General features: G+C 60.1%; 31 protein-coding genes and 1 pseudogene. 2 read left to right on the top strand and 30 right to left on the bottom strand.

Annotated features, from left to right (window positions below; translation table 11 throughout):
• Positions 1-12: 12 nt before the first annotated feature.
• Positions 13-1851 carry a dihydroxy-acid dehydratase gene (gene ilvD, locus BS630_RS04625; RefSeq protein WP_077976461.1) on the bottom strand — a complete coding sequence of 613 codons (1839 nt, stop codon included), beginning with the start codon at positions 1849-1851 and terminating at the stop codon, positions 13-15.
• A gap of 334 nt (positions 1852-2185) precedes the next feature.
• On the opposite strand from ilvD, the gene msrP reads away from it, so the two are divergent.
• Positions 2186-3133, top strand: a complete 948-nt coding sequence (gene msrP / locus BS630_RS04620; protein ID WP_077976460.1) for a protein-methionine-sulfoxide reductase catalytic subunit MsrP — start codon at positions 2186-2188, stop codon at positions 3131-3133.
• A complete protein-coding gene (gene msrQ / locus BS630_RS04615; protein ID WP_077976459.1) occupies positions 3133-3789 on the top strand; it encodes a protein-methionine-sulfoxide reductase heme-binding subunit MsrQ in 657 nt (218 codons plus the stop codon). Before msrP ends, msrQ begins: the two co-directional genes overlap by 1 nt.
• 11 nt (positions 3790-3800) lie before the next feature.
• Here the strand turns inward: msrQ and BS630_RS37820 are convergent.
• The 29 genes and pseudogenes from BS630_RS37820 to BS630_RS04470 all read right to left on the bottom strand — a co-directional run.
• Positions 3801-4122: pseudogene (locus tag BS630_RS37820) on the bottom strand (DUF2809 domain-containing protein); the annotation flags it as partial.
• Positions 4123-4207: 85 nt separating this feature from the next.
• Entirely contained in the window at positions 4208-4630 is a 423-nt protein-coding gene (rplQ, locus tag BS630_RS04605; RefSeq protein WP_003558556.1) for a 50S ribosomal protein L17, read from the bottom strand.
• A 177-nt stretch (positions 4631-4807) separates the two neighbouring features.
• Positions 4808-5818 (bottom strand): DNA-directed RNA polymerase subunit alpha, encoded by a 1011-nt coding sequence (locus BS630_RS04600; RefSeq protein WP_003547579.1) that lies wholly within the window; start codon positions 5816-5818, stop codon positions 4808-4810.
• A gap of 97 nt (positions 5819-5915) precedes the next feature.
• Complete coding sequence (gene rpsK / locus BS630_RS04595) at positions 5916-6305, bottom strand: 30S ribosomal protein S11 (protein ID WP_003547577.1); 390 nt, start codon at positions 6303-6305, stop codon at positions 5916-5918.
• A 133-nt stretch (positions 6306-6438) separates the two neighbouring features.
• Positions 6439-6807 carry a 30S ribosomal protein S13 gene (rpsM, locus tag BS630_RS04590; RefSeq protein WP_011651425.1) on the bottom strand — a complete coding sequence of 123 codons (369 nt, stop codon included), beginning with the start codon at positions 6805-6807 and terminating at the stop codon, positions 6439-6441.
• A gap of 222 nt (positions 6808-7029) precedes the next feature.
• Positions 7030-7680: an adenylate kinase gene (locus BS630_RS04585; protein ID WP_017963910.1), complete on the bottom strand. Its 651-nt coding sequence runs from the start codon at positions 7678-7680 to the stop codon at positions 7030-7032.
• Positions 7677-9017, bottom strand: a complete 1341-nt coding sequence (gene secY, locus BS630_RS04580; RefSeq protein ID WP_003547569.1) for a preprotein translocase subunit SecY — start codon at positions 9015-9017, stop codon at positions 7677-7679. Before secY ends, BS630_RS04585 begins: the two co-directional genes overlap by 4 nt.
• A 234-nt stretch (positions 9018-9251) precedes the next feature.
• The gene (gene rplO / locus BS630_RS04575; RefSeq protein ID WP_077976458.1) at positions 9252-9728 is read right to left on the bottom strand and encodes a 50S ribosomal protein L15; all 477 of its coding nucleotides are present in this window, start codon (positions 9726-9728) and stop codon (positions 9252-9254) included.
• Positions 9729-9744: 16 nt separating this feature from the next.
• Positions 9745-9954 carry a 50S ribosomal protein L30 gene (gene rpmD, locus BS630_RS04570; protein ID WP_003547566.1) on the bottom strand — a complete coding sequence of 70 codons (210 nt, stop codon included), beginning with the start codon at positions 9952-9954 and terminating at the stop codon, positions 9745-9747.
• Positions 9955-9968: 14 nt separating this feature from the next.
• Positions 9969-10538, bottom strand: a complete 570-nt coding sequence (rpsE, locus tag BS630_RS04565) for a 30S ribosomal protein S5 (RefSeq protein ID WP_003547565.1) — start codon at positions 10536-10538, stop codon at positions 9969-9971.
• 131 nt (positions 10539-10669) lie between these two features.
• Complete coding sequence (gene rplR / locus BS630_RS04560) at positions 10670-11032, bottom strand: 50S ribosomal protein L18 (protein ID WP_003547564.1); 363 nt, start codon at positions 11030-11032, stop codon at positions 10670-10672.
• 12 nt (positions 11033-11044) lie between these two features.
• Entirely contained in the window at positions 11045-11578 is a 534-nt protein-coding gene (gene rplF, locus BS630_RS04555; RefSeq protein ID WP_017963907.1) for a 50S ribosomal protein L6, read from the bottom strand.
• A 42-nt stretch (positions 11579-11620) separates the two neighbouring features.
• Complete coding sequence (gene rpsH / locus BS630_RS04550; RefSeq protein WP_003547562.1) at positions 11621-12019, bottom strand: 30S ribosomal protein S8; 399 nt, start codon at positions 12017-12019, stop codon at positions 11621-11623.
• A gap of 12 nt (positions 12020-12031) precedes the next feature.
• Entirely contained in the window at positions 12032-12337 is a 306-nt protein-coding gene (gene rpsN, locus BS630_RS04545) for a 30S ribosomal protein S14 (RefSeq protein ID WP_003547561.1), read from the bottom strand.
• A 32-nt stretch (positions 12338-12369) separates the two neighbouring features.
• Entirely contained in the window at positions 12370-12927 is a 558-nt protein-coding gene (gene rplE, locus BS630_RS04540) for a 50S ribosomal protein L5 (RefSeq protein ID WP_077976457.1), read from the bottom strand.
• Positions 12920-13228 (bottom strand): 50S ribosomal protein L24, encoded by a 309-nt coding sequence (rplX, locus tag BS630_RS04535; protein ID WP_003547559.1) that lies wholly within the window; start codon positions 13226-13228, stop codon positions 12920-12922. Before rplX ends, rplE begins: the two co-directional genes overlap by 8 nt.
• An 11-nt stretch (positions 13229-13239) precedes the next feature.
• Positions 13240-13608 carry a 50S ribosomal protein L14 gene (rplN, locus tag BS630_RS04530; RefSeq protein WP_003547558.1) on the bottom strand — a complete coding sequence of 123 codons (369 nt, stop codon included), beginning with the start codon at positions 13606-13608 and terminating at the stop codon, positions 13240-13242.
• A gap of 259 nt (positions 13609-13867) precedes the next feature.
• Complete coding sequence (rpsQ, locus tag BS630_RS04525) at positions 13868-14107, bottom strand: 30S ribosomal protein S17 (RefSeq protein ID WP_003547557.1); 240 nt, start codon at positions 14105-14107, stop codon at positions 13868-13870.
• A gap of 12 nt (positions 14108-14119) precedes the next feature.
• Positions 14120-14320: a 50S ribosomal protein L29 gene (rpmC, locus tag BS630_RS04520; RefSeq protein ID WP_003547556.1), complete on the bottom strand. Its 201-nt coding sequence runs from the start codon at positions 14318-14320 to the stop codon at positions 14120-14122.
• Positions 14321-14332: 12 nt separating this feature from the next.
• A complete protein-coding gene (gene rplP, locus BS630_RS04515) occupies positions 14333-14746 on the bottom strand; it encodes a 50S ribosomal protein L16 (protein WP_003547555.1) in 414 nt (137 codons plus the stop codon).
• A gap of 36 nt (positions 14747-14782) precedes the next feature.
• Positions 14783-15514 (bottom strand): 30S ribosomal protein S3, encoded by a 732-nt coding sequence (rpsC, locus tag BS630_RS04510; RefSeq protein ID WP_003547554.1) that lies wholly within the window; start codon positions 15512-15514, stop codon positions 14783-14785.
• Positions 15514-15903, bottom strand: coding sequence for a 50S ribosomal protein L22 (rplV, locus tag BS630_RS04505; protein ID WP_007626081.1), 390 nt, complete (start codon positions 15901-15903; stop codon positions 15514-15516). The genes rpsC and rplV overlap by 1 nt, the downstream gene beginning before the upstream one ends.
• Before the next feature lie 2 nt (positions 15904-15905).
• Positions 15906-16184, bottom strand: coding sequence for a 30S ribosomal protein S19 (rpsS, locus tag BS630_RS04500; protein ID WP_003547552.1), 279 nt, complete (start codon positions 16182-16184; stop codon positions 15906-15908).
• Positions 16185-16199: 15 nt separating this feature from the next.
• Positions 16200-17036 carry a 50S ribosomal protein L2 gene (rplB, locus tag BS630_RS04495; protein ID WP_077976456.1) on the bottom strand — a complete coding sequence of 279 codons (837 nt, stop codon included), beginning with the start codon at positions 17034-17036 and terminating at the stop codon, positions 16200-16202.
• 11 nt (positions 17037-17047) lie between these two features.
• Positions 17048-17341, bottom strand: a complete 294-nt coding sequence (locus tag BS630_RS04490) for a 50S ribosomal protein L23 (RefSeq protein ID WP_003547550.1) — start codon at positions 17339-17341, stop codon at positions 17048-17050.
• Positions 17338-17958: a 50S ribosomal protein L4 gene (gene rplD, locus BS630_RS04485; RefSeq protein WP_003547549.1), complete on the bottom strand. Its 621-nt coding sequence runs from the start codon at positions 17956-17958 to the stop codon at positions 17338-17340. The genes BS630_RS04490 and rplD overlap by 4 nt, the downstream gene beginning before the upstream one ends.
• A gap of 13 nt (positions 17959-17971) precedes the next feature.
• The gene (gene rplC, locus BS630_RS04480) at positions 17972-18613 is read right to left on the bottom strand and encodes a 50S ribosomal protein L3 (RefSeq protein ID WP_003547548.1); all 642 of its coding nucleotides are present in this window, start codon (positions 18611-18613) and stop codon (positions 17972-17974) included.
• A 39-nt stretch (positions 18614-18652) separates the two neighbouring features.
• The gene (rpsJ, locus tag BS630_RS04475) at positions 18653-18961 is read right to left on the bottom strand and encodes a 30S ribosomal protein S10 (RefSeq protein ID WP_003547547.1); all 309 of its coding nucleotides are present in this window, start codon (positions 18959-18961) and stop codon (positions 18653-18655) included.
• A gap of 154 nt (positions 18962-19115) precedes the next feature.
• On the bottom strand, positions 19116-19527 hold a 412-nt coding region (locus tag BS630_RS04470), incomplete at its 5' end, for an elongation factor Tu (RefSeq protein ID WP_483434323.1).

The following is a 19527-nucleotide window of genomic DNA, read 5'->3' as shown; positions in this document are numbered from 1 at the left end:
GGTTCAGATGAGTCAGCGGGCGTTCAGATCGCGCACGGCACCGCGGTCCGCACTCGTTGCGAAGGCGGCGTAGGCCTTTAGCGCGGTCGTGACGTTGCGCTTGCGTACTTCTGTGGGATACCAGCCCTTGGCGTCCTGTTCGGCGCGGCGGGCGGCGAGTTCGGTCTCGCTGACACGCAGGCTGATCGTGCGGTTGGGGATGTCGATATCGATCATGTCACCTTCGCGCACCAGGCCGATCGTGCCGCCATTTGCCGCCTCCGGCGAAGCGTGGCCGATCGAGAGGCCGGAAGTGCCGCCGGAGAAGCGGCCGTCGGTGATCAGCGCGCAGGCCTTGCCGAGACCCTTCGACTTCAGATAGCTCGTCGGATAGAGCATTTCCTGCATGCCTGGGCCGCCCTTCGGACCTTCGTAGCGGATGACGACGACGTCGCCGGCCTTCACCTCGTTGGCAAGGATCGCCTTGACCGACGAATCCTGGCTTTCGAAAACGCGGGCGGGGCCGGAGAACTTCAGGATCGATTCATCGACGCCGGCGGTCTTGACGATGCAGCCGTCGATCGCAAGGTTGCCCTTGAGCACGGCAAGGCCACCATCCTTGGAGAAGGGATGCTCGACCGAGCGAATGACGCCGTTCTCGCGGTCGGTGTCGAGATCGTCCCAACGGGATTCCTGGCTGAAGGCGACTTGGGTCGGGATGCCGCCGGGAGCGGCACGATAGAAGTTCCGGACAGTTTCGCTGTTGGTGCGGGTGATATCCCAGCGGTCGATCGCATCACCCAGCGTCTCGGCATGCACAGTTGGGCAATCGCGGTTCAAGAGACCGCCCTTGTCGAGTTCGCCGAGGATCGACATGATGCCGCCGGCGCGGTGGACGTCTTCCATGTGAACATCGCTCTTGGCGGGGGCGACCTTCGACAGGCACGGCACCCGGCGCGACAGTGCATCGATATCGGCCATGGTGAAATCGATCTCGCCTTCATGGGCGGCGGCAAGAATGTGCAGGACCGTATTGGTGGAACCGCCCATGGCGATATCGAGCGTCATAGCATTCTCGAAGGCCTGCTTGGAAGCAATGGTGCGCGGCAGCGCCTTGACGTCATCCTGCTCGTAATAACGGCGGGCGAGATCGACAATAAGATGACCGGCCTCGACGAAGAGGCGCTTGCGGTCGAGATGGGTGGCAAGCGTCGAGCCGTTGCCGGGCAGCGACAGGCCGAGGGCTTCTGTCAGGCAATTCATCGAATTGGCAGTGAACATGCCGGAGCAGGAACCACAGGTCGGACAGGCCGAGCGTTCTATGGTCTGGACGTCCTCGTCGCTGATCTTGTCATCGGCAGCGGCCACCATAGCATCGACGAGGTCGAGTGCATGCGTCTTGCCGTGCATCACGACCTTGCCGGCTTCCATCGGACCGCCCGAGACGAAGACGGTCGGGATATTGAGGCGTAGCGACGCCATCAGCATGCCGGGAGTGATCTTGTCGCAGTTGGAGATGCAGACCATGGCATCGGCGCAATGGGCATTGACCATGTATTCGACGCTGTCGGCGATGAGCTCACGCGAGGGCAGCGAATAAAGCATGCCGTCATGGCCCATGGCGATACCGTCATCGACGGCGATCGTGTTGAACTCCTTGGCAACACCGCCGGCCGCCTCGATCTCGCGGGCAACGAGCTGGCCAAGGTCCTTCAGGTGCACATGGCCGGGCACGAACTGGGTGAAGGAATTCACCACAGCGATGATCGGCTTGCCGAAATCCGAATCCTTCATGCCCGTCGCGCGCCAAAGGCCGCGGGCGCCCGCCATGTTACGGCCATGGGTCGTGGTTCTGGAACGGTAAACTGGCATCAGTGTCTTCCTCAACGTGTCGGAATTATCAGGCGAAGCCGGGCGGCATGGAGCCTGCAGGCCGGGCAAACGCTGCTTTTTGGAATTGTCCTAATCCAATCAACGGGGGCTGTCACTACCGGGAAGCCCAAATCCGGTACGCCGGGGAGAAGCGCCATGAGGCGCATCGATCATATACGGTTCGACGCGACGTTTTGTTACAGCCTATTCCATCACGACCGAACACAAAAAATTGGCTTCACGTCTGTAATATTCAAGGCTTAGACACTAATCCGAACATGCGGGCGGGTCGTTTAAAGACTATATTGTAGAAATCCGCCCAGGAGATTTCGACATGCCAACCTATCGCCCAACGAAGATCGCCTCATCAGAGATCACGCCGCGCCAGATCTATCTGCGGCGTCGTGAATTCCTCGGCGCGGCAGCGCTTGGCGCCATGGGGCTCTACAGCGCCGGCAAGGCGAGTGCTGCGGCCCTCTCCGCCGTTGAGAGCAAGTACAAGGTCGACGAGAAGGCGACGCCGATCAAGGACGTCACGACCTACAATAATTTCTATGAATTCGGCCTCGACAAGGGCGATCCCGCCGCTCTTTCCGGCGATTTCAAGCCGCTGCCCTGGACGGTTAAGGTGGACGGCATGGTCAACAAGCCGGGCACCTTCGACCTCGAGGCGCTGATCAAGGAATTCCCGATCGAGGAGCGCACCTACCGGATGCGCTGCGTCGAGGCCTGGTCGATGGTCATCCCCTGGGACGGCTTTCCGCTGGCGTCGCTGCTCGACAAGGTGGAGCCGCTCGGTAGCGCCAAATACGTCGCCTTCGAAACTGTGGTGCGACCAGACGAGATGCCTGGGCAGAAGGGTTTCTTCCAGTCACTCGACTGGCCCTATGTCGAGGGTCTGCGCCTGGATGAGGCACGCCATCCGCTGACGCTGCTGGCCGTCGGGCTCTATGGCGAAACCCTGCCGAACCAGAACGGCGCGCCGATCCGCCTGGTCGTGCCGTGGAAATACGGCTTCAAGGGCATCAAGTCGATCGTCAGGATCACGCTCACCGACCAGCAGCCGAAGAATACATGGCAGGTCACCAATCCGCAGGAGTATGGCTTCTACGCCAATGTCAACCCTGAGGTCGACCATCCGCGCTGGAGCCAGGCCAGCGAACGGCGCATCGGCGAGAGCGGCTTCTTCGGCGCGAGCCGCCATCCCACCCTGCCCTTCAACGGCTATGCCGACGAAGTCGCAAGCCTTTATGCCGGCATGGACCTGAAGGCGAATTTCTGATGGCGGAACTGTCGCTCGCCCTCCCGAAGCGCTGGCAGCCCGCCTCCGTCTGGCTGCTTTATGTCGTCGGGCTCGTGCCTGCGGCGTGGACTTTCTATCTCGGCGCGACCGATCAGCTCGGCGCCGACCCTGTCAAGACTTTCGAGCTCTTCCTCGGCATCTGGACGATCCGTTTCCTGATCGCAACGCTTGCCGTTTCCCCTGCCCGCGACCTTTTCGGCTGGAACTATCTGCGTTACCGCCGCGCGCTTGGCCTGCTGACCTTCTATTACGCGCTGATGCATTTCACCGTCTACATGGTGCTCGACCAGGCGATGGATATTGCCGCCGTCATCAACGACGTGCTGAAGCGCCCCTTCATCATGTTCGGCATGGCCGGACTTGCGATGCTCATTCCGCTGGCGCTGACATCCAACAATTTCTCGATCCGCCGGCTCGGCAAGAACTGGATCTGGCTGCATCGCCTCGTCTACATCATCGCCGCCTGCGGGGCGCTGCACTTCGCGCTCTCGACCAAGATCCTCGACCTGGAGCAATACATCTATGTCGGGCTGATCATCGCGCTCATCCTCTATCGCTCCCACCGGCCGATCGCACGCAACAAGCAGAAGGGCAAAGGGCGGACCCGCAATCGCGCAGTGGCGTCGGCCTCGTGAGACGGCAGGCTTACCGCAGTCCGGCGTGCCGGATCAAAGGCGCAGGCCGCGGCCATGCCGATTGCATAAGCCAGCAGGTTCCAAAGCGAAAAGATCCGGCCAAGCAGCAGGGCGCCTGCCGTGGTCAGCCGAAACGCGTCGGCCGTGACCTTGCGGCAATGAGCGCCACGAGCAGATAAACCATCGCTCCCCAGAGTGCCACCACATGACGACGATGAAAGGCAGATCGGCCGCATAGCCAAACCTGCGGAGCGCCAGCCCGAGAACGATGACAAGAAACAGGGCGGCGAGACGAAGGAACTGCGGGGAGCGAGCCTGAATGATTTTGCGCAATGGAGCCGGTCCCGTCACCATATCAGAAACAAAAACAGCCGGGCTTTGTGAGCCCGGCTGTTTTGTTTCCGCCGGAGCGGACGATTTAAGCGGCGACGGCCTGCTCTTCAGCAGCGACGCGGGCCTTGTCGGCAGCACCCTTGGCATAGGCATCGCGGTCAACGAATTCGATCACGGCCATGGCGGCATTGTCGCCCTGGCGGAAGCCGGCCTTCATGATGCGCAGGTAGCCGCCGTTGCGGGTGGCGTAGCGCGTTGCGATCGTGTCGAACAGCTTCGAAACGACGGCAGCATCGCGGATCTGCGAGATCGCCTGACGGCGAGCGTGCAGGTCGCCGCGCTTGCCGAGCGTGACGAGCTTCTCGACGATCGGGCGGATTTCCTTGGCCTTCGGCAGGGTCGTGACGATCTGCTCGTGGGTAATCAGCGAAGCCGCCATGTTGGCGAACATCGCCTTGCGGTGGCTTGCAGTTCTATTCAGCTTGCGGCCGGCTTTACCATGGCGCATTGCTATTCTCCTTTAATGCAGGTGCCCTTACGCTAAGTGGGCCTGCCGTTTCCTGGCACATGCAGGCGATCGGCCTGCTGTTTGACGGGGAAAGGCAGCCGAAAGAGCCTGCCTTTTGTTATGTTCTTGCGATCGGCGTGCGAGCGGAAAACCGCTTTACACTTTTCCTCACGCCGCTCAGTACTGGTCTTCGTAACGCTTGGCGAGATCTTCGATGTTCTCGGGCGGCCATGCCGGCACTTCCATGCCGAGGTGCAGGCCCATGGAAGCGAGAACTTCCTTGATTTCGTTCAGCGACTTGCGACCAAAATTCGGCGTGCGGAGCATTTCTGCTTCGGTCTTCTGAATGAGGTCGCCGATGTAGACGATGTTGTCGTTCTTCAGGCAGTTTGCCGAACGGACCGACAGTTCGAGTTCGTCCACCTTCTTCAGGAGAGCCGGGTTGAAAGCGAGTTCGGTGACTGCTTCCTCTTCGGTTTCCTTCTGCGGCTCGTCGAAGTTGACGAAGACGCCAAGCTGATCCTGGAGGATGCGCGCCGCAAAAGCGACGGCGTCTTCGCCGGTGATCGAGCCATCGGTTTCGATAGTCATGTTCAGCTTGTCGTAGTCGAGAACCTGTCCTTCGCGGGTATTTTCAACCTTGTAGGACACCTTCTTGACCGGCGAATAGAGGCTGTCGACCGGGATGAGACCGATCGGAGCATCTTCCGCACGATTGCGTTCGGCCGGAACGTAACCCTTGCCGTTATTGACGGTGAACTCCATGCGGATCTCGGCGCCCTCGTCGAGCGTGCAGATGACATGCTCGGGGTTGAGGATTTCGATATCGCCGACCGTCTGAATGTCGCCAGCCGTGACAACACCCGGGCCCTGCTTACGCACGACCATGCGTTTTGCATCATCGCCATCCATCTTGATGGCGATTTCCTTGATGTTGAGCACGATGTCCGTGACGTCTTCGCGGACGCCCGGAATCGAGGAGAATTCATGCAGCACGCCATCGATCTGCACCGCCGTGACGGCAGCACCGCGCAGCGAGGAGAGCAGAACGCGGCGAAGCGCGTTGCCGAGGGTGAGGCCGAAGCCGCGCTCCAGCGGTTCGGCAACAAGCGTCGCCCTGGTGCGCGAGCTCGAGGAGAACTCCACCTTGTTCGGCTTGATCAGTTCCTGCCAGTTCTTCTGAATCATGAGTTTGCCTTCCGTTCGTTGCCACCATCCAATCGTGGCAACCGAGCTTGAAAACCACCGGGAGCGCACAGGCGCTCATCGGTGACGAGAGCGATGATCAGACGCGGCGCTTCTTGCGCGGACGGCAGCCATTGTGCGGGATCGGGGTCACGTCGCGGATGGACGTGATCATGAAACCTGCAGCCTGAAGCGCGCGCAGAGCCGATTCACGACCCGAACCCGGACCGCAGACTTCGACTTCCAGCGACTTCATGCCGTGCTCCTGGGCCTTCTTGGCGCAGTCTTCGGCAGCGATCTGGGCAGCGAACGGGGTCGACTTGCGCGAGCCCTTGAAGCCCTTGGCGCCAGCCGACGACCAAGCGATCGCATTGCCCTGCGCATCGGTGATGGTGATCATCGTGTTGTTGAAGGTCGAGTTGACGTGAGCGACACCCGACGAGATGTTCTTGCGCTCGCGACGGCGAACGCGGACGGCTTCCTTAGCCATGGTATTCCTTTCGTTGATCTCTTCACCGCCGTAATGCCAGCGGCTACACCGGAACGGCGCCTATATGGTCCCGCTCCAAACTCAAAAGAGGCCGGCGCAGACCGCCAGCCTCCCCACCCCGGTTTCCCGGAAATTACTTCTTCTTGCCAGCGATTGCCTTTGCCGGGCCCTTGCGGGTGCGGGCATTGGTATGCGTGCGCTGACCGCGGACCGGAAGGCCGCGGCGATGACGCAGGCCGCGGTAGCAGCCGAGGTCCATCAGGCGCTTGATGTTCATCGCGGTATCGCGACGAAGATCGCCTTCGACCTGATAGTCACGGTCGATGGCTTCGCGGATCTGAAGGACTTCTGCGTCCGTCAGCTGATGCACACGACGTTCGGCCGGGATACCGACCTTTGCGACGATTTCCTGTGCGAATTTCGGACCGATCCCGTGAATGTAGGTCAGCGCGATAACAACGCGCTTCGCAGTCGGGATGTTGACGCCAGCGATACGTGCCACGCCTGTTCTCCTTGCATTCCAGTTGCCATCCGGCAAGTGGGCTTCGTTATGCGGCTCTTGAGAACCGCCCGTTCAGATTTACGTCCGTAACATGTCAAAACGACCGCACCCGGACTTCCCTGGGAAATCCGCGCCGATCGCATGGAATGTCGCGAGTTGGCGCGGTGTTTAGCGGAATCACTGCTGAAAAGCAACCGTTCCGCCAAGTTTATTTTCAAAGCCTTAAAGCTTCGAAAGAATGCTTTCGACCTCAGCCGTCACCTGATCGATTTCTGCCATGCCGTCCACGGACTTGAGCTTGCCCTTGGCATGGTAATAGCCGATCAGCGGTGAGGTCTCCTTGTAGTAGACTTGCAGCCGAGCCGTCATGGTCTCCGGGGTGTCATCGGGCCGGCGCTTGAAGTGCGTGGAACCGCACTTGTCGCACACGCCCTCGGCAGCCGGAACCTTATCGGTATCGTGATAGACGCTGCCACACTGTGCACAGGAGTAGCGACCGGCGACACGTCGGATCAACTCGTCATCATCGACACGGAATTCAATGACAACGGAGAGGCCGAGACCCTTTGCCTTCAGCATCGCCTCGGTGGCGTCCGCCTGGACGAGCGTCCTGGGGAAGCCGTCGAGGATGAAGCCGTTGGCGCAATCGGGTTGATCGATACGCTCGGAAACGATGGCAATGACGATCTCATCCGAGACGAGCTTGCCGGCGTCCATGACCGCCTTCGCACGCTTGCCGACATCGGTGCCGGCGTTAACCGCTGCACGCAGCATGTCCCCCGTGGAAAGCTGCGGAATGCCGTGCTTTTCCACGATCCGCTGGGCCTGGGTTCCCTTACCCGCGCCCGGCGGCCCCAAAAGGATAAGTCTCATCGCCCCCTCTTTCCTCCACGCAACTTCGATTTCTTGATCAGGCCTTCGTATTGCTGCGCGATCAGGTGACCCTGGATCTGTGCAACCGTATCAAGAGTTACGCTAACCACGATCAAAAGCGAAGTCCCACCAAGGGCTAACGGAATGCCGGTTTGCGACACCAATATCTCCGGAAGGATGCAGACGAAGACGAGATAGAGCGCGCCGATCACCGTGATTCGGGTCAGCACATAGTCGATATATTCGGCGGTGCGGTCGCCCGGACGGATGCCGGGAATGAAGCCGCCATGCTTCTTCAGATTATCAGCCGTATCCTTCGGATTGAAGACGATGGCCGTATAGAAGAAGGCGAAGAAGGCGATCAGCGCCGCATAGAGCACCATATAGAGTGGCTGGCCATGACCGAGGGCCGCGACGATCGATGTCGCCCAGGAGGGCATTGCCGTGGTGCTGGCAAAGCCCGCAATCGTTGCCGGCAGAAGCAGCAGCGACGATGCGAAGATCGCCGGAATGACACCTGATGTATTGAGTTTCAACGGCAGGTGGGACGTATCGCCCTGGAACATCCGGTTGCCGACCTGGCGCTTCGGATACTGGATCAGCAGCCGGCGCTGGGCGCGCTCGACGAAGACGATGATGGCGATGACAGCGATCGCGACGATGATCACGAGCAGGATCAGCGGGGTCGACAGCGCGCCGGTGCGGCCGAGTTCGAGCGTGCCGGCAAGAGCAGTGGGAAGGCCGGCGGCGATGCCGGCGAAGATGATCAGCGAGATGCCGTTGCCGATGCCGCGCGAGGTGATCTGCTCGCCGAGCCACATCAGGAACATCGTGCCGCCGAGCAGCGTCAGAACGGTGGAGACGCGGAAGAACCAGCCCGGGTCGACGACCAAGCCTTGGCCGCTTTCAAGGCCGGCGGCAATGCCATAGGCCTGCAGCGCACCGAGGATAACGGTACCGTAGCGGGTATACTGGTTGATGATCTTACGGCCCTGCTCGCCTTCCTTCTTGAGGTTTTCGAGCGCCGGCACGACCGAAGTCATCAGCTGCACGATGATCGAGGCAGAAATATAGGGCATGATGCCGAGCGCGAAGATCGCCATGCGCTCAACGGCGCCGCCCGAAAACATGTTGAAAAGGCCGAGAATGCCGCCTGCCTGGCCGCGGAAAGCCTGGGCATAGGCTTCAGGATTGAGGCCTGGAAGCGGAATATGCGTGCCGAGTCGGTAGACGAGGAGAGCTGCCAGTGTGAACCACAAGCGCTTCTTCAAATCCTCGGCTTTGGCGAAGGTCGAAAAATTGAGGTTGGATGCCAATTGTTCCGCTGCAGAAGCCATGCATTTCTCCGCGCTACCAATTCCGGCGTCTCTGGGGGACAGACCGGACCCGGAATCAGTATGAAATTATTCAAAACCGGGCTTAGGACGGATTGCAACGCAACCCCATGCCTCACCCTTGTTTTCGAGTCTTACCGGCATGACGCGGGCGCGCCAGCCAAGTTTTTGTGAGGCCCACATATGGGAGCAAAATCGCCCGGTGTGAAGCACCCCGGGCGATATATCATCAGATTATTATTCGGCTGCAGCCGGAGCCGAAAGCAGCGTCACGCTGCCGCCGGCCTTTTCGATCTTCTCGACGGCAGGCTTGGAGGCGCCTGCAACGACGATGGTGATCTTGGCCTTGATCTCGCCGTCGGCGAGAACGCGAACGCCGTCCTTGACGCGGCGGATGACACCAGCAGCCTTGAGGGCAGCTGCGTCAACGGTCGTCTTGGCATCGAGCTTGCCGGCGTCGATCGCCGTCTGGATACGGGCCAGCGACACGACAACAAAATCGGAAGCGAAAATGTTGTTGAAGCCGCGCTTCGGCAGGCGACGATAAATCGGCATCTGGCCGCCTTCGAAGCCATTGATGGCGACGCCGGAACGGGACTTCTGACCCTTCACGCCGCGACCACCAGTCTTGCCCGAGCCCGAGCCGATACCGCGGCCGAGGCGCTTGCGGCTGTGGGTCGAGCCTTCGTTGTCTTTAATTTCATTGAGTTTCATGAGCGTTTCCTCCGTCTCACTTCTCGTCGACGACGCGAACGAGATGCTGGACAGCACGGATCATGCCGCGAACGGAAGGGGTATCCTCCAGCGTGCGGCGCCGGTGCATCTTGTTCAGTCCGAGACCGATCAGCGTGCGCTGCTGGACATCCGGACGGCGAATCGGGCTGCCGATCTGTTCGATCGTGACAGTCTTCGCTTCAGCCTTCTTAGTAGCCTTGGCCATCTGTCAAACTCCTCTTATTCTTCAGAGGCGTTGCCGGAGGCGCTACGACGAGCCTGCAGCGTTGCATACTTGATGCCGCGCTGAGCTGCGATGTCCTTCGGGTGAACCTGGTGCTTCAGAGCGTCGAAGGTGGCGCGAACCATGTTGTAGGGGTTCGACGAACCGGTCGACTTGGCGACGACGTCGTGCATGCCGAGCGTCTCGAATACGGCGCGCATCGGGCCGCCGGCGATGATGCCGGTACCGACCTTGGCCGAGCGCAGCAGAACCTTGCCAGCGCCGTGGCGGCCATGAACGTCGTGATGCAGCGTACGGCCGTCACGCAGCGGTACGAAGATCAGTTCGCGCTTGGCGGCTTCGGTTGCCTTGCGGATGGCTTCCGGCACTTCACGTGCCTTGCCATGGCCGAAGCCGACGCGGCCCTTCTGGTCGCCGACGACGACGAGTGCTGCGAAACCGAAACGACGGCCGCCCTTGACGACCTTGGCGACGCGGTTGATCGCGACAAGCTTGTCGACGAATTCGCTATCGCGCTCTTCACGGCTCTGGCGGTCGTCCCGCTGCGGCCTTCTTTCCTGTGCCATTGTCCTCTTCCTTTTTCTTTTCCGGGTGCAATCGGCAAACAAATGTGGACCGCATCAGCCTCCCCTTTCGGAGAGTGCCTGCGGTCCGGCGAAAATCCGGCCGGCGCTTGAGGCGTCCGGCCGGAAACTGATCAGAAGGTGAGACCGCCTTCGCGGGCCGCTTCGGCGAGAGCCTTGATGCGGCCGTGATAGATGAAGGCGCCACGGTCGAACACGACTTCCGTAACACCGGCCTTGGAGGCACGCTCTGCGAGGAGCTTGCCCACAACGGTAGCGGCGGCGGTATCGGCACCGGTCTTCAGAGAACCGCGCAGATCCTTCTCGAGGGTGGAGGCAGACGCAAGCGTCTTGCCGGCCACGTCATCGATGACCTGGGCGTAGATGTTCTTCGAGGAGCGATGAACCGACAGGCGTGGACGGCCATTGGCCACCGACTTGAGATGACGGCGCACGCGGTTGGCACGACGTGCAAGTGCTTCTTTCCTGCTAGCCATTTCGCGTGATCCTTACTTCTTCTTGCCTTCTTTGCGGACGATCCGCTCGTCAGCGTACTTGACGCCCTTGCCCTTGTACGGCTCGGGACCGCGATATTCGCGGATTTCGGCGGCAACCTGACCGACCTGCTGCTTGTTGATGCCGCTGACGACGATTTCCGTCGGCTTCGGAACAACGATCGAGATACCGACCGGCGGCTCGTAGATCACGTCGTGGCTGAAACCGAGGGCCAGCTGCAGGTTCTTGCCCTGCATGGCGGCGCGGTAACCGACGCCGTTGATTTCAAGCTTGCGCTCGAAACCGTCCTTGACGCCCTTGAAGATGCCTTCGATCATCGTGCGGGACATGCCCCACTTTGCGCGCGCATCCTTGGTCTGGTTCACCGGCGTCACGACGACGGCGTTATTTTCAAGCTTGAGGCTGATTTCGTCGTTAGCAACGAAAAACAGCTCGCCCTTCGGGCCCTTTGCAGTCACCTTCTGGCCATCGACCGTAGCCGTGATCCCAGCAGGCACCTGAACGGGCTTCTTACCGATACGAGACATGTTTCAATCCTGTCTGTTCGCTATGGAGATCCCTGCCCGATCTTAGAAGACCGAGCAAAGAACCTCGCCACCAACGTTCTGTTCGCGAGCCTGGTGATCGGCCATCACACCCTTCGGAGTCGAAAGGATGGTGATGCCGAGACCGTTCGCGACCTGCGGAATGGACTTGACCGAGACATAAACCCGGCGGCCCGGCTTGGACACGCGGCCGATCTCACGGATCACCGATGCGCCTTCATAATATTTCAGCTCGATGCTGAGTTCCGACTTGCCATTGCCGAAATCGACAACGGAATAGCCACGGATGTAGCCTTCGGACTGCAGAACATCGAGAACACGTGCACGGAGCTTCGAAGCAGGCGTCGAAACCGACGACTTGCGGCGGGAAGCGCCGTTACGGATGCGAGTGAGCATATCGCCCAACGGATCAGTCATTGTCATGTAACCTGCTCCTTACCAGCTCGACTTGACGATACCCGGCACCTTGCCGAGATTGCCGAGTTCACGCAGCGCAATACGCGACATGCGCAGTTTGCGGTAATATGCGCGCGGACGCCCCGAAACTTCGCAACGGTTGCGAATACGGGTCTTCGATCCATCACGCGGCAGGGATGCCAGCTTGATCGAGGCCTTGAACCGCTCTTCGATCGGAAGAGCCTGGTTCATGATGATCGCCTTCAACCCAGCCCGCTTAGCGGCCTGGTTAGCGACCGTAGTACGGCGGCGCTTGTTCTTTTCAACTGCGCTTGTCTTCGCCATGTCAGGTTCCTTTTCTACGCTCGTCGTTACGGTTATTGACGGAACGGGAAGCTGAACTCTTTCAGAAGAGCTCGTGCTTCGTCGTCGGTCGTCGCCGTCGTGCAAACGATGATGTCCATGCCCCACATCTGATCAACCTTGTCGTAGTTGATCTCAGGGAACACAATGTGCTCCTTGATGCCCATGGCGAAGTTGCCACGGCCGTCAAAGCTTTTCGGGTTCAGGCCGCGGAAGTCGCGAACGCGCGGGAGCGCGATGTTCACGAGACGGTCCATGAACTCGTACATGCGGGCGCCGCGCAGGGTGACCTTCGCGCCGATCGGCATCTGTTCGCGGAGCTTGAAGCCTGCGATAGAGTTACGTGCGCGGGTGATGACCGGCTTCTGGCCGGCAATCGCTGCGAGGTCGGCGGCAGCTACCGTCGGCTTCTTCGAGTCAGCGGTCGCTTCGCCGACACCCATGTTGATCACGATCTTGTCGAGCTTCGGAATCATCATCTCGTTGGCGTAGGAGAACTGCTCCTGCATCGCCTTGCGGATGCTCTCGACATATTCCTTCTTGAGCCGCGGCTCATATTTTGCCTCAGCCATCGATCACTTCTCCAGAACGCTTGGCCACACGGACCTTCTTGCCGTCAACAACCTTGAAACCGACGCGGGTCGGCTTGCCGTCCTTGTCGATGATTGCAACGTTGGAGAGGTGAACCGGGGCTTCTTTGTTGATGATGCCGGCTTCCTGGGTCTGCGTCTGGCGCTGGTGGCGCTTGACGACGTTGACGCCACGAACAACGGCACGATCTTCCTTCGGCATGACCTGGACAACTTCGCCGGTACGGCCCTTGTCCTTGCCAGCGAGCATGACGACCTTGTCGCCCTTACGAATCTTCTGCATCGCTTCGCTCCTTACAGTACTTCGGGAGCCAGCGAGATGATCTTCATGTGGTTCTTGGCGCGAAGTTCGCGCGGAACCGGTCCGAAGATACGGGTGCCGATCGGCTCTTTCTTGTTGTCGATGAGGACTGCTGCGTTGGTGTCGAAGCGGATGACGGAGCCATCCGCACGACGGATGTCCTTGGCGGTGCGAACGACAACCGCCTTCATCACGTCACCCTTCTTCACGCGGCCGCGCGGGATCGCTTCCTTGATCGAAACGACGATGACGTCGCCGATCGAGGCATACTTGCGCTTCGAGCCGCCCAGCACCTTGATGCACATGACACGACGTGCGCCGGAATTATCCGCGACGTCGAGGTTTGTTTGCATCTGAATCATATCAGGTCGCCTTCTTGGTTTACCGGAATGGTTGGGCTAGCCCCCTACTCCGGCTTATGAAAATTTTCGCCGGCCGAGCTGCCATGACGGCAGCACAGACGCGGCAATAGCTGAATAGCGCGGGATCGATCGTGCCAGGGTGGTTTCCCGAACGGGACCTTCCGTGCGCTCAAAGCAAAAGAACGCCCGGCATTCGAGCGTTCTGACGCTGCTTCATACAGATATTTCGGCGAGACGCAAGGCCTCGCGCAAAATTCTGTTACTTGCCCTGGGCGGAAATCACCGTCCAGCGCTTGTCCTTGGAGATCGGCGCGCATTCCTCGATGGATACGGTATCGCCAATCTTGTACTGATTGTTCTCGTCGTGGGCCTTGTACTTCTTGGAACGACGAACGGTCTTCTGGAGCAGCGGGTGAGCGAAACGACGCTCGACACGAACCACTACCGTCTTCTCGTTCTTGTCGCCAACGACGACGCCCTGCAGGATGCGCTTCGGCATATTTTTCTTCCTTTAGGCCTTAACTTCTGCCGCCTTCTGGCGGGCAATGGTTTTCACGCGGGCGATGTCCTTGCGGACTTCGTTGATGCGCGAGGACTTTTCGAGCTGGCCGGTCGCCTTCTGGAAGCGCAGGTTGAACTGCTCCTTCTTCAGCTTGGCAAGCTCGTCCTTGAGTTGGTCGGCGGTGAACCCGCGAACGTCTGAGGCTTTCATGAGCTCAATCCCTTACTCTGCAATGCGCTGAACGAAGCGCGTCTTGACCGAGAGCTTGGCAGAGCCGAGGCGAAGCGCCTCACGGGCGATTTCTTCGCTGACACCGTCGATCTCGAACATCATACGGCCAGGCTTGACCTTGCATGCCCAATATTCAACGGAGCCCTTACCCTTACCCATACGGACTTCGGTCGGCTTTTTGGTTACCGGAACGTCCGGGAACACGCGGATCCATACACGGCCGGCGCGCTTCATATAACGCGTGATCGCGCGGCGGGCCGCTTCGATCTCGCGCGCGTTGACGCGGTTGGGTTCCTGTGCCTTCAGGCCGAATTCGCCGAATGCCAGGTCAGAACCGCCCTTGGCGACGCCCTTGATGCGGCCCTTGAACTGCTTGCGGTACTTGGTACGCTTTGGCTGCAACATTTTCTTATTCTCCGAACTTCTCTGCCACGCGCGCTATCAAGCGTTGTCGCGGCGACGGTCTCTGTCGCGGTCACGATCACGGCTCGCCGGACCCTGGGCGTCACCTTCCATCGCGCGGCGCTCGGAAGCCATCGGATCATGCTCAAGGATTTCGCCCTTGAAGATCCAGACCTTGATGCCGCAGATGCCGAACGCGGTTTCTGCTTCAGCCGTGCCGTAGTCGATGTCGGCGCGCAGCGTGTGCAACGGCACACGACCTTCGCGGTACCATTCCGTACGGGCGATTTCAGCGCCGCCGAGACGGCCAGCGCAGGTGATCTTGATGCCTTCGGCGCCAAGACGCATCGCGGACTGAACGGCACGCTTCATGGCGCGACGGAAAGCCACGCGACGCTCGAGCTGCTGTGCGATCGACTGAGCGACCAGCGTCGCATCGACTTCGGGCTTGCGCACTTCGACGATGTTGAGGTGCGTTTCCGAATTCGTCATCTCCGACAGCTTCTTGCGGAGCTTGTCGATGTCAGCGCCCTTGCGGCCGATGATCAGGCCTGGACGTGCCGAGTGGATCGTGACGCGGCACTTCTTGTGCGGACGCTCGATGACCACCTTGGAGATCCCGGCCTGCTTCAGTTCGCTCATGACGAACTTGCGCATCTTCAGGTCTTCGTGCAGCAGCTGACCGTACTCGGCATTGTCCGCAAACCAGCGGCTATCCCAGGTACGGTTGATTCCGAGACGGAAACCGATTGGATTGATTTTCTGACCCATTATGCGGCCTCCTCTACTGCCTGCACTTCACGAACGACGATCGTCAGGTGCGCGAAGGGCTTTTCGATGCGCGACGCGCGACCGCGGCCACGAGCGTGGAAACGCTTCATGACGATCGACTTGCCGACATAGGCCTCGGCGACAACCAGCGAGTCGACGTCGAGATCGTGGTTGTTCTCGGCGTTGGCGATCGCAGATTCGAGCGTCTTCTTGACGGCGCCTGCGATGCGCTTGCGGGAGAACTCCAGCTCAGCGAGTGCGCGCTCGACCTTCTTGCCGCGGATAGCCGCAGCAACCAGGTTGAGCTTCTGGGGGCTGACGCGGAGCGTGCGGGCGACTGCTTGCGCCTCGTTGTCCTTCAGCCGGCGTTCGGCTTTTGCCTTGCCCATTGTTACTTCCTCTTCGCCTTCTTGTCCGCGCCGTGACCGTAGTAGGTGCGGGTCGGAGAGAATTCACCGAATTTGTGACCGACCATGTCTTCATTGACACTGACCGGGATATGCTTGCTGCCGTTGTAGACGCCGAAGGTGAGACCGACGAACTGCGGCAGGATCGTGGAGCGACGGCTCCAGATCTTGATCACTTCACTACGACCGCCTTCACGAACCTTCTCAGCCTTCTTGAGAAGATAGCCGTCAACGAACGGACCTTTCCATACTGAACGAGCCATTGGAGACTTCCTCTCTTACTTCTTACGCTGATGACGCGAGCGCATGATCATCTTGTCGGTCGACTTGTTCGACCGGGTGCGCTTGCCCTTGGTCGGCTTGCCCCACGGTGTCACCGGATGGCGACCACCGGAGGTGCGGCCTTCACCACCGCCGTGCGGATGGTCGACCGGGTTCATGACGACACCGCGGTTATGCGGACGCTTGCCGCGCCAAACGGTACGACCGGCCTTGCCGTCGTTGATGTTGGCGTGATCAGGGTTGGAGACGGCGCCGATCGAAGCAAGGCAGGAGCCATGGACGAGACGCTGTTCACCGGAGTTCAGGCGAAGGATCGCCATGCCCTGGTCGCGGCCAACGAGCTGTGCGTAACCACCGGCGGAGCGAGCGATCTGACCACCCTTGCCCGGCTTCATTTCCACGTTGTGGATGATGGAGCCGACCGGGATGAACTGCAGCGGCATGGTGTTGCCGGGCTTGACGTCGACAGCCTTCTCGGAAGCGATGACCTTGTCACCGGCAGCGAGGCGCTGAGGAGCGAGGATATAAGCCTTCTCGCCGTCAGCATAGTTCACCAGCGCGATGAAAGCCGTGCGGTTCGGATCGTATTCGATACGCTCGACCGTGCCTTCGACGTCGAACTTGCGACGCTTGAAGTCGACTAGACGATAGGTGCGCTTGTGACCGCCGCCGATGAAGCGGGCGGTGATGCGGCCGAGGTTGTTACGACCGCCACTCTTGGTCAGACCTTCCGTCAGCGCCTTGACCGGCTTGCCCTTGTAGAGGGCGGAGCGGTCGACGATGACCAGCTGGCGCTGGCTCGGGGTGATCGGATTGAAAGTTTTCAATGCCATTTTCTTATACCTCAGAGACCGGTGGAGACGTCGATCGTCTGGCCTTCAGCCAGCGTCACAACAGCCTTCTTCACGTCCTTCTGCTTGCCGACGAAACCGCGGAACCGCTTGGTCTTGCCTTTGCGCAGCAGAGTGTTGACAGCCGTGACCTTAACGCCGAACAGCGCCTCGACCGCAGCCTTGATTTCCGGCTTCGTCGCCTGCTTGGCGACATTGAAAACAACCTGGTTGTTTTCGGATACCAGCGTGGACTTTTCGGTGATCGCCGGAGAGACGATCACATCGTAGTGGCGAAGATCGGTCACTTGAATCGCTCCTCTAGCGCTTCAACCGCAGCCTTGGAAAGCACGAGCTTGCCGCGGCGCACGATGTCGTAAACGTTGATGCCCTGAATCGGCAGAACATCGATGTTCGGGATGTTCTGAGCTGCGAGCTTGAAGTTGCCGTCAAGCTCTGCGCCGCCGATGAAGAGGGCGTTGGTCAGGCCGAGCGTCTCGAAAACGGACGCGAGCGACTTGGTCTTGGCTTCAGCGGCAACCAGGTTGTCGATGACGATGACGTCATCGGCCTTGATCTTGGCCGAAAGTGCGTGGCGAAGGCCGAGTGCGCGAACCTTCTTCGGAAGATCGTGCTCGTGGCTGCGGACAACCGGGCCGTGAGCCTTGCCGCCGCCGCGGAACTGCGGAGCGCGAGCCGAATGGTGGCGGGCGCGGCCCGTACCCTTCTGCTTGTACATCTTGGCGCCGGTGCGCGAAACTTCCGCGCGGCCCTTAGCCTTGTGCGTGCCCTGCTGCTTCTTGGCAAGCTGCCAGCGGATGACGCGGGCGAGAATGTCTTCGCGGGGCTCGAGGCCGAAAATAGCGTCCGAAAGGGAAACCTTCCCGGCGTCTTTTCCCTCGAGGGTCTTGACGTTGAATTCCATTGATCTGGCTCCCTTACTTCGCGGCCGACTTGACGGCGTCGCGCACGATGATCCAAGCACCCTTGGAACCAGGAACAGCACCCTTGATCAGGATCAGACCACGATCTTCGTCGGTCGAAACTACTTCCAGGTTCTGCGTCGTGACGCGCGTCTGGCCCATGTGACCAGCCATCTTCTTGTTCTTGAAAACCTTGCCCGGATCCTGGCGCGAGCCGGTCGAACCGTGCGAACGGTGAGACACCGACACACCGTGCGTGGCACGCAGACCGCCGAAACCGTGACGCTTCATGGCGCCGGCAAAACCCTTACCGATCGTCGTGCCCGTCACGTCGACGAGCTGACCGGCTGCAAAGTGACCCGCCTTGATCTCAGTGCCGACCTCAAGCAGTTGATCTTCCGACACGCGGAATTCCGTCAGCTTGGCCTTCGGCTCGACGTTGGCAATGGCAAAGTTGCCGCGCATCGCCTTCGACGTGTTCTTCACCTTCGCCTGGCCGGCACCGAGCTGAACTGCGGTATAGCCATTCTTTTCGACAGTGCGCGTGGCTACGACCTGGCAGCCTTCCATACGCAGTACCGTTACCGGGACATGCTCGCCGGCGTCGTTATAGACGCGGGTCATTCCCACCTTCTGTGCAATCACACCTGAACGCATCGGTTCAATCCTTCTCACTCAGCCCGAAGACCCGAGGTCTCAGAGCTTGATCTCAACATCGACACCGGCGGCGAGATCGAGCTTCATCAGCGCGTCTACCGTCTGCGGGGTCGGGTCAACGATATCGAGAAGGCGCTTATGCGTGCGCATCTCGAACTGTTCGCGGCTCTTCTTGTCGATGTGCGGGGACCGGTTGACCGTAAACTTCTCGATGCGGGTCGGAAGCGGAACGGGGCCCCGGACGCTTGCACCGGTGCGCTTAGCCGTCGATACGATCTCACGCGTTGAGGCGTCGAGAATCCGGTGATCGAACGCCTTCAGGCGGATGCGGATATTCTGGCCGTTCATTCGACTTTATCCTTGTGTCTGTTATCCGCGTGTCACCGCTTAGGGACACGACTTACCTTCAGTTACGTTAGCGGGCCACCGGTTTCAAAGATCGAGAGGGACACCGAGATCGGCGTCCCTATCCTTTCCTTGGGCCAGGTGGCCCAGCCGCTAATTACTCGACGATCGACGCGACGATACCGGCGCCGACGGTGCGGCCGCCTTCGCGGATCGCGAAACGCAGCTTTTCTTCCATCGCGATCGGAACGATCAGCTCGACCGATACCGTGACGTTGTCGCCCGGCATCACCATCTCCGTACCTTCCGGCAGCGTCACGATGCCCGTCACGTCGGTCGTGCGGAAGTAGAACTGCGGACGGTAGTTGGTGAAGAACGGCGTATGACGGCCACCCTCTTCCTTCGTCAGGATGTAGGCTTCTGCCATGAACTTCTTGTGCGGCTTGACTGAACCCGGCTTGCACAGGATCTGGCCACGCTCGACGCCGTCACGGGTGACGCCGCGGATCAGCGCGCCGATGTTGTCGCCAGCCTGGCCCTGATCGAGCAGCTTGCGGAACATTTCAACG

The organism is Rhizobium laguerreae (assembly GCF_002008165.1).
Taxonomy (GTDB): domain Bacteria; phylum Pseudomonadota; class Alphaproteobacteria; order Rhizobiales; family Rhizobiaceae; genus Rhizobium; species Rhizobium laguerreae.
This window is presented reverse-complemented; position numbering and strand designations above follow the sequence as displayed.

Bases quoted from the DNA above. Each gene is read 5' to 3' on its own strand.
- ilvD (WP_077976461.1), bottom strand. From the start codon at position 1,851: ATGCCAGTTTACCGTTCCAGAACCACGACCCATGGCCGTAACATGGCG.
- msrP (WP_077976460.1), top strand. From the start codon at position 2,186: ATGCCAACCTATCGCCCAACGAAGATCGCCTCATCAGAGATCACGCCG.
- msrQ (WP_077976459.1), top strand. From the start codon at position 3,133: ATGGCGGAACTGTCGCTCGCCCTCCCGAAGCGCTGGCAGCCCGCCTCC.
- rplQ (WP_003558556.1), bottom strand. From the start codon at position 4,630: ATGCGCCATGGTAAAGCCGGCCGCAAGCTGAATAGAACTGCAAGCCAC.
- BS630_RS04600 (WP_003547579.1), bottom strand. From the start codon at position 5,818: ATGATTCAGAAGAACTGGCAGGAACTGATCAAGCCGAACAAGGTGGAG.
- rpsK (WP_003547577.1), bottom strand. From the start codon at position 6,305: ATGGCTAAGGAAGCCGTCCGCGTTCGCCGTCGCGAGCGCAAGAACATC.
- BS630_RS04585 (WP_017963910.1), bottom strand. From the start codon at position 7,680: ATGAGACTTATCCTTTTGGGGCCGCCGGGCGCGGGTAAGGGAACCCAG.
- secY (WP_003547569.1), bottom strand. From the start codon at position 9,017: ATGGCTTCTGCAGCGGAACAATTGGCATCCAACCTCAATTTTTCGACC.
- rplO (WP_077976458.1), bottom strand. From the start codon at position 9,728: ATGAAACTCAATGAAATTAAAGACAACGAAGGCTCGACCCACAGCCGC.
- rpmD (WP_003547566.1), bottom strand. From the start codon at position 9,954: ATGGCCAAGGCTACTAAGAAGGCTGAAGCGAAGACTGTCACGATCGAA.
- rpsE (WP_003547565.1), bottom strand. From the start codon at position 10,538: ATGGCACAGGAAAGAAGGCCGCAGCGGGACGACCGCCAGAGCCGTGAA.
- rplR (WP_003547564.1), bottom strand. From the start codon at position 11,032: ATGGCTAGCAGGAAAGAAGCACTTGCACGTCGTGCCAACCGCGTGCGC.
- rplF (WP_017963907.1), bottom strand. From the start codon at position 11,578: ATGTCTCGTATCGGTAAGAAGCCCGTTCAGGTGCCTGCTGGGATCACG.
- rpsH (WP_003547562.1), bottom strand. From the start codon at position 12,019: ATGACAATGACTGATCCGTTGGGCGATATGCTCACTCGCATCCGTAAC.
- rpsN (WP_003547561.1), bottom strand. From the start codon at position 12,337: ATGGCGAAGACAAGCGCAGTTGAAAAGAACAAGCGCCGCCGTACTACG.
- rplE (WP_077976457.1), bottom strand. From the start codon at position 12,927: ATGGCTGAGGCAAAATATGAGCCGCGGCTCAAGAAGGAATATGTCGAG.
- rplX (WP_003547559.1), bottom strand. From the start codon at position 13,228: ATGCAGAAGATTCGTAAGGGCGACAAGGTCGTCATGCTCGCTGGCAAG.
- rplN (WP_003547558.1), bottom strand. From the start codon at position 13,608: ATGATTCAGATGCAAACAAACCTCGACGTCGCGGATAATTCCGGCGCA.
- rpsQ (WP_003547557.1), bottom strand. From the start codon at position 14,107: ATGCCGAAGCGCATCCTGCAGGGCGTCGTCGTTGGCGACAAGAACGAG.
- rpmC (WP_003547556.1), bottom strand. From the start codon at position 14,320: ATGAAAGCCTCAGACGTTCGCGGGTTCACCGCCGACCAACTCAAGGAC.
- rplP (WP_003547555.1), bottom strand. From the start codon at position 14,746: ATGTTGCAGCCAAAGCGTACCAAGTACCGCAAGCAGTTCAAGGGCCGC.
- rpsC (WP_003547554.1), bottom strand. From the start codon at position 15,514: ATGGGTCAGAAAATCAATCCAATCGGTTTCCGTCTCGGAATCAACCGT.
- rplV (WP_007626081.1), bottom strand. From the start codon at position 15,903: ATGGGCAAGGCAAAAGCCGAACGCCGGCTGAAGGACAACGAGGCGCAA.
- rpsS (WP_003547552.1), bottom strand. From the start codon at position 16,184: ATGGCTCGTTCAGTATGGAAAGGTCCGTTCGTTGACGGCTATCTTCTC.
- rplB (WP_077976456.1), bottom strand. From the start codon at position 17,036: ATGGCATTGAAAACTTTCAATCCGATCACCCCGAGCCAGCGCCAGCTG.
- rplD (WP_003547549.1), bottom strand. From the start codon at position 17,958: ATGGAATTCAACGTCAAGACCCTCGAGGGAAAAGACGCCGGGAAGGTT.
- rplC (WP_003547548.1), bottom strand. From the start codon at position 18,613: ATGCGTTCAGGTGTGATTGCACAGAAGGTGGGAATGACCCGCGTCTAT.
- rpsJ (WP_003547547.1), bottom strand. From the start codon at position 18,961: ATGAACGGCCAGAATATCCGCATCCGCCTGAAGGCGTTCGATCACCGG.